General features: G+C 65.2%; 8 protein-coding genes and 1 pseudogene. 4 read left to right on the forward strand and 5 right to left on the reverse strand.

From position 1 onward, the window contains the following. Positions 1–115 (forward strand): annotated as a pseudogene (locus AC1DX0_RS28850) (DUF1049 domain-containing protein); the annotation flags it as partial. A 37-nt stretch (positions 116–152) separates the two neighbouring features. Then, on the forward strand, positions 153–1,118 hold the full coding sequence (gene lhpI, locus AC1DX0_RS28855) for a bifunctional Delta(1)-pyrroline-2-carboxylate/Delta(1)-piperideine-2-carboxylate reductase (RefSeq protein ID WP_477220154.1): 966 nt from the start codon (positions 153–155) through the stop codon (positions 1,116–1,118). Here the strand turns inward: lhpI and AC1DX0_RS28860 are convergent. The 5 genes from AC1DX0_RS28860 to AC1DX0_RS28880 form a co-directional block, all read right to left on the reverse strand. Further along, positions 1,108–1,551, reverse strand: a complete 444-nt coding sequence (locus AC1DX0_RS28860; RefSeq protein WP_477220155.1) for an EVE domain-containing protein — start codon at positions 1,549–1,551, stop codon at positions 1,108–1,110. The two genes, lhpI and AC1DX0_RS28860, sit on opposite strands and share 11 nt — an antisense overlap. Then, positions 1,548–1,928 carry a VOC family protein gene (locus AC1DX0_RS28865; RefSeq protein WP_477220156.1) on the reverse strand — a complete coding sequence of 127 codons (381 nt, stop codon included), beginning with the start codon at positions 1,926–1,928 and terminating at the stop codon, positions 1,548–1,550. The genes AC1DX0_RS28860 and AC1DX0_RS28865 overlap by 4 nt, the downstream gene beginning before the upstream one ends. Positions 1,929–2,000: 72 nt before the next feature. Further along, on the reverse strand, positions 2,001–2,687 hold the full coding sequence (locus AC1DX0_RS28870; protein WP_477357814.1) for a helix-turn-helix transcriptional regulator: 687 nt from the start codon (positions 2,685–2,687) through the stop codon (positions 2,001–2,003). A 98-nt stretch (positions 2,688–2,785) separates the two neighbouring features. Then, the gene (gene prfH / locus AC1DX0_RS28875) at positions 2,786–3,403 is read right to left on the reverse strand and encodes a peptide chain release factor H (protein WP_477220158.1); all 618 of its coding nucleotides are present in this window, start codon (positions 3,401–3,403) and stop codon (positions 2,786–2,788) included. Continuing rightward, positions 3,390–4,607, reverse strand: coding sequence for an RNA ligase RtcB family protein (locus AC1DX0_RS28880; protein ID WP_477220159.1), 1,218 nt, complete (start codon positions 4,605–4,607; stop codon positions 3,390–3,392). The genes prfH and AC1DX0_RS28880 overlap by 14 nt, the downstream gene beginning before the upstream one ends. Positions 4,608–4,934: 327 nt before the next feature. Here AC1DX0_RS28880 and AC1DX0_RS28885 point away from each other — a divergent pair, with 327 nt between their 5' ends. Together AC1DX0_RS28885 and AC1DX0_RS28890 are read left to right on the forward strand one after the other, a co-directional pair. Next, the gene (locus AC1DX0_RS28885; RefSeq protein WP_477220160.1) at positions 4,935–6,044 is read left to right on the forward strand and encodes an RsmD family RNA methyltransferase; all 1,110 of its coding nucleotides are present in this window, start codon (positions 4,935–4,937) and stop codon (positions 6,042–6,044) included. Between the two features lie 17 nt (positions 6,045–6,061). Then, positions 6,062–6,380 (forward strand): RNA methyltransferase substrate-binding domain-containing protein (locus tag AC1DX0_RS28890; protein WP_477357817.1); only part of this gene is annotated, 319 nt, incomplete at its 3' end.

The following is a 6,380-nucleotide window of genomic DNA, read 5'->3' on the forward strand; positions in this document are numbered from 1 at the left end:
GCGCGGCGTCGAGGCCGAAAACCTGCGCCAGGCGGTCAGCCGCGCGCCCTCGGCACCGCAGGGACCGGTCCAGGGGTCGGCCCAGGGGTCCGCATTGCCGAAGCCGACAAACTGAGCCGCCGGCCGGCGGCTTTCTTTCCACGGAGCTTTTCATGCTGACCATTTCGGCCGCCGAGGTCGATCATGCGCTGACCTTTCCTGGACTGGTCGAGACGCTGCGCACGGCTTTCCGCGACGGTGCCGTGCAGCCCGTCAGGCATCATCACGCAGTCGAACGGCCCGATGGTGCGGCCTCGACCTTGCTGCTGATGCCGGCATGGACTGATTTCAACGCTGCCGGTACATCTTCCGGCGGCTATATCGGCGTCAAGATCGTCACTGTCTCACCCGACAACAACGCCATCGGCAAGCCGGCGGTGATGGGGCTCTATCTCTTGCTCAATGGCAGCACCGGCGAACCGGAAGCCCTGATCGACGGCCAGCGCCTGACCCAGTGGCGCACGGCCTGCGCTTCAGCGCTGGCGGCGTCCTACCTCGCCCGCGACGATGCTTCGCGGCTGCTGGTGGTCGGCGCCGGCGCGCTGTCGCCCTTCCTCGCCAAAGCACATTCGGCGGTGCGGCCGATCAAAACCATCCGCATCTGGAACCGCACCCCGGCCAATGCCGAAAAGGTCGCGGCCGATCTGCGCGCCGATGGTTTCGCGGCAAGTGCTGCAAGCGATCTCGATGCCGAACTTGGTGAGGCCGACATCGTCTCCTCGGCGACGATCACCACCACGCCGCTGATCAAGGGCGCGCTGCTGAAGCCGGGGGCCCATGTCGACATGGTCGGTGGTTTCACGCCGACCATGCGCGAAAGCGACGACGATGCGATCGCGCGCGCCAGCGTCTATGTCGACACCCGCGCCGGCGCCACCAAGGAGGCCGGCGACATCGTCATCCCGCTTGCGTCGGGCGTGCTGAAGCCGGAAGCCATCGTCGCCGACCTGCACGAACTGGCGCGCGGCGAGAAACAGGGCCGCCAGAGTCCCACCGAGATCACGCTGTTCAAATCGGTCGGCGCGGCACTTGAGGACCTTGCCGCCGGCATCGCCGTCTACAAGGCGCTCAAGCCGTAGCCTCTGCAAGCTTCTTCGCGGCCCCCATCGCGTCGGCGATCAGGCGAAAATCGTGATCGGTGATTTCGAACAGGCCGAAACGTAGCTGATATCCCCAGTTCGACTTGCCGGCAGTGAAGTCCAGCTGGTCGAGCAATGGCTTGATCGGCGCTTCTTCAGCCGCTACCCACTCGACGTCGCGGCGAAACGGCGTGAAGCCGCCGCCCATGTCGCCTTGATAAGGCTCGCCTTCCCGCACGGTGCCGATTGCGGTGAAAGCCTGCAGGCCATCCTTGTCGCCCAAAATCGTGGTCGGCGAATAATAGATGATGCCGTCGCCAGGTTTGACGCGGCGCAGCGGCGCCGCCTTGCCGTGGTTGACCTGCATGAAGCCGGCGGCCCGACCACGCCGGACATGCTGCGCCGACGCAACCGCGATCCAGTACGCGCTCATTTCTGTTCCCCATCGGACAGCCAGTAAACACGCAGACGATGATTGTCGGGGTCAAGCGCAACGAAGGTGCGGCCGAAATCCATGTCGGTCGGCGTCTGCAGGATCTTCAATCCGCGCCCCGACCAGTCGGCATGGGTGGCATCGACCGCGTCAGGCGTCGCCAGCGCAAACACGATCTCGGCACCGCCACCTGCCGCGGCCGCTACCGGCTCGACCGTATGCCGCGACCAGAGGCCGAGCTTGAAGCCGTTGTCGAGCACGAACAGCACGAAGGTCGGCGCACTTTCGACCGGCTCGCGCCCGAGCAGCGCGCTGTAGAAGGCGCCGCTCTCAAGCGGTTTGTCGACATAGAGGATAACGAAATTCGGGGTGGTCATGATCGGCTCTCCAGGGGTTTCGATGTGCCGGATATAGGCTGCGCTACTGTCAGATTCTGGCAGTAGCCGTCATCACCCCCGCGGCTTGTCGAGTGTGGCCCGCCATTCCTTGAGCAGCACCTGGCGGCGACGCGGATAGCGCGTATCGATGGTGTTGAGGCTGGATATGCGATCGGCGCGAAAATGCCGGAAATCCTGCCGCATCTCACACCACGCCACCACCACCCGCACCTTGTCGAAGAAGCCGAGCGCGAACGGCCAGACAATACGTTGCGAAGCCACGCCGCCGGCGTCGCGATAGAGGAAGCCGAGCTTGCGTTCGTTGCGGATGGCCTGCCGCACCGCGCCGAGATCGATGCCCTCGATAGCTTGCGCCGGCGGCCCGACCAGCAGCGTCGAGGCATCSAGATCCTCACGCARATCATCCGGCAGCACGGCTGCGATCTTGGCCAGCGCGTTGGCGGCGGCGGTCGACAGGCGCTGGTCCGGCTGCTTGGCGACCCAACGCGATCCGAGCACGATGGCCTCGATCTCCTCATCGCTGAACATCAGCGGCGGCAGCATGAAGCCGGGCYTGAGCACATAGCCCAGACCCGCCTCGCCCTCGATCGGCGCGCCCTGTCCCTGAAGCGTGGCGATGTCGCGGTAGAGCGTGCGGATCGAAATCCCAAGCTCATCGGCCAGCACATGTCCGCTCACCGGCCGGCGATGCCGACGCAGGCACTGGATGAGGTCGAGCAGGCGTTCGGATCGGGACATGATTCTCGGGACTTGGGACCAGTCCACGATAGAACCGCAGGGGCGCGGCAGGAAGCCAGGACGGCTTCCCCTCCAGCGACACCGCCGCGCCACTTCGCTCAGAGGTCAAGGTGGAACACCTTGACCTCGTTGCCGCGTTCCAGGGCCTTGTTGGCCACGAACATCTGCGTCTTCGACATTTCAACCTCTCGGTCGGCAAGAACCCGCAGCATCGCTTCCAGCCGGCGCAGCGCGATCGCCTTGTTGCGGTGTTGCGAACGTTCGTTGCGCGCCGTCACCACAATGCCGGTCGGCAAGTGAACCGCACGCACGGCGCTGTCGGTGGTGTTCTGGTGCTGTCCGCCGGGACCACCGGCCCGCAAGGTTTCGAAACGGACATCGGACGGTGCGATCGAAACGGCGACGGCATGCGCCAGATCCACCACCTGCACGCCGACGAACCAGTTCTGCCGCTTGTGGCCCGCACGCACCGGGCTCTTGAAGACGAACTTGACGGTGCCGCAATACTCCTGCGCGAATGCTTCGGCGTTGCGGCCCTCGAGACTGAGCAAGGCGGATTTGGCGCCGTGCCGGTCCGGCTGGTGGCCAAACGCGACCTCGACGGCGCAGCCCAGCCGGCCGGCTTCCTTCTCGATGATCCCGACAAGCGCCGTCAAGGCGATGCGGCATTCGACCGGTCCGTTGCCCGAGGTGACGAGCATGTCAATCGCGGCCATGGTCCGCCCTCCTTGCCACACGGTCGCGAGATGGCTTCTTGCGTGTCCGGTCGGGCGGGCCGTCTATCGCCTTCTTGTAGGTCACCAGCGGTTTCATCGCCGCCAGCGTCACGACCAGGCCGGCATCGGCAAGGTCTTGCACCACTTGCCCGGCATCCTTGTAGGCGGAAGCCGCTTCCTCGATGACCAGGTTGCGGTCGTCGCAGATCAACTGTCCGCCCCATGCATTTCTGAGCAAGGCATCGCGCTCCGACCTGTTGCGCCCGGCACGGCCATGCATGGTGGCACGGTCGTATTTGCGGCCTGCGCCATGCGAAATGCCGCCCAGCGACGGACCCGTCCCGTCGAGCGCCCGCACCACATAGCTCAGGCTGGCGCGTGAACCGGCGATCGGTGCCAAATCTCCCGCCCGCACGGCGGCCGAGCCCTTGTGATGGACGAAACCATCGGCCCGGTCGCGGACAAGGTTGTGCGGCACATCGGCCACCAGCCGCGCTTCGCTGCGCAAGGCGCTTGCCGCACGATCGGCGATCAGTCGGCGATTGAGCGACGCCCAGGTAACGCAAAGGTCATGCTGGCGACGCCAGCTCCTGCCCTCCGCCGACTCCGGATCGAGCCCGGCCGTGACCGCCGACTGGAGGTCGAGCATCTGCCCGAAGACAAAAGCACCAAGTCCCCGCGAGCCGGAATGCACCAGCAGATAAAGCTTCTGGCGGTCGAACAGGCCATCGCCGGCCGCATCGGTCTGGTCGACCGCCTGCAGCTCGCAGAAATGGTTGCCGCCGCCGATCGTGCCCAGCGCTTCGGGATAGAGATCCGTCGGCAAGCCCGAGGCAGCGAGCGCCGCATGCCGGTCGACATCTTCCGCTTCGATCCGGCGCAGGCATTCGACAGCCTTGTCGATCCTGAGTTTACGCAACGGCAGATCGAGCTCGAACAGCGACATGCCGCAGCCAATGTCGTTGCCGATCAGTTGCGGGTGCAGCCGCTGCGACAGCACGGCAATGCCGGTCGGGCCGTATTTGCCGGGATGCAGGTCCGGAAAGGCCGCGACCGAAGTGACGCCGGGCAAGGCCGCGACGGTTTTCAGTTGCTGAAGGGCCGCGCCTTCGATCCATGTCTGCGGCGAAAAACAATGCTGGATGTGCGCGGCAGGCGCGACGCACGACGAAGGGAGGCCGAGGCCTCCGATAAAATTGCCCATGATAAGAACACTTCTGGATAAAGGTCAGAAACCGGACGCCGTCAGGCATCCGTTCGACCGGCGTCAGCAGCAAAATGCTGGCTTACGCCGGAACCCTCAAGGGGTGCGCGGTGAAGATGCTCGTCATCTTTCGCTCCCATTCCAGAAACAACAATGGCGCCCTCATAAACGAAGCGTGCGAAAAAACCAAGTGCGACGCCGCAACACCACCGCACGGCTTTGAAGGCCTGGCCTCCCACTCTGTGCCAATCGACCTACGGGCCATCGCTTGTTGCACCGCCGCTGTCCTCATGCCAAAAGCGGCACGCCGCTCGGAGATGCTCCTGCTTGAAGTCTTTTCGCGACAAACGCCGCGACAGCCGCCCGCCCGCGAAAGGTGGAAGCGGAGAGGTGCGTCCGCACGAGACGCGTGGCGCCGCACGACCGGACGCCAAGCCGCGCGAGCGGCCGGACGCCAAGCCGCGAGAGCGGCCTGAGACCAGAACCGACGATCGCAGCGAACCGAAATCCGCACCGCGCATCCTCGCCCGCCGCGAAGGGACGCTGCCCGCCGAGCAACTTCCGATAATCCTGGAAGTGGCGCCCAACGCCGATTACGCGCTGCTCGACAGCGGTGCCGGCGAAAAACTCGAACAATACGGCCCCTACCGCATCGTGCGGCCCGAGGGCCAGGCGATCTGGCAGAAGGCCTTGCCGGCGAAGGACTGGGAGCGTGCCGACGCCGTCTTCACCGGCGACACCGACGAGGAGGGCATCGGCCGCTGGCGTTTCCCGAAGACGCCGCTCGGCGAAACTTGGCCGATGAAGCATGACGGCATCGACTATCTCGGCCGTTTCACCTCGTTTCGCCATGTCGGCGTCTTTCCCGAACAGGCCTCGCACTGGGACCATATGGCCGGCCTGATCGCGGCGGCGAAGCGGCCGGTCAAGGTGCTCAACCTGTTCGGCTATACCGGCCTCGCCTCGCTGGTGGCGGCCCGTGCGGGCGCCGAAGTCACCCATGTCGACGCCTCCAAGAAGGCGATCGGCTGGGCGCGCGAAAACCAGGAGATGGCTGGGCTCGGCAGCAAGCCGATCCGCTGGATCGTCGACGACGCGGTGAAATTCGCCGAGCGCGAAGAGCGCCGCGGCAGTCGCTACGACATCATCCTGTTCGACCCGCCGGCCTATGGCCGCGGCCCCAAGGGCGAGGTCTGGCAATTGTTCGAGGATCTACCGGCGCTCACCGACCTTTGCCGGGCGATCCTGACGCCGAAACCGCTTGCCGTGGTGCTGACCGCCTATTCGATCCGCGCCTCCTTCTTCGCCATCCACGCTCTGATGCGCGACACTTTTGCCGGCATGGGCGGCAGGGTTGAATCGGGTGAGTTGATCATCCGCGAAAAGTCCGCCGGCAGGGCGCTTTCGACCTCACTGTTTTCGCGTTGGGTGGCTTGAATGCCCCGGAGTCCTGAATGAACGAACGGCACGTCGGCGCACCCGGCCAGGTGAAGGAAGTCACCAGCCTCGCCAATCCGCTGATCAAGGACATAAAGGCGCTTGCGCTGAAGAAATTCCGCGACCAGCAGAACGCCTTCATGGCCGAGGGGCTGAAGCTGGTCATCGAYGCGCTCGAYYTSGGCTGGYMGATCARGACGCTKGTSTTCGCCAAGGCCGGGCGCGGCAATGCSGCGGTCGARAAGGTSGCGGCGCGCACGGTTGCCGCCGGCGGCACSGTGCTCGAAGTCTCGGAAAAGGTGCTTGTCGCCATCACCCGCCGCGACAATCCGCAAA

This window comes from Mesorhizobium sp. P3_A9, from assembly GCF_056402975.1.

What these genes read in the sequence shown, in the direction of transcription:
- AC1DX0_RS28865 (WP_477220156.1), bottom strand. Translation starts at nt 1,928, where the DNA reads ATGACCACCCCGAATTTCGTTATCCTCTATGTCGACAAACCGCTTGAG.
- AC1DX0_RS28880 (WP_477220159.1), bottom strand. Translation starts at nt 4,607, where the DNA reads ATGGGCAATTTTATCGGAGGCCTCGGCCTCCCTTCGTCGTGCGTCGCG.
- AC1DX0_RS28860 (WP_477220155.1), bottom strand. Translation starts at nt 1,551, where the DNA reads ATGAGCGCGTACTGGATCGCGGTTGCGTCGGCGCAGCATGTCCGGCGT.
- prfH (WP_477220158.1), bottom strand. Translation starts at nt 3,403, where the DNA reads ATGGCCGCGATTGACATGCTCGTCACCTCGGGCAACGGACCGGTCGAA.
- lhpI (WP_477220154.1), top strand. Translation starts at nt 153, where the DNA reads ATGCTGACCATTTCGGCCGCCGAGGTCGATCATGCGCTGACCTTTCCT.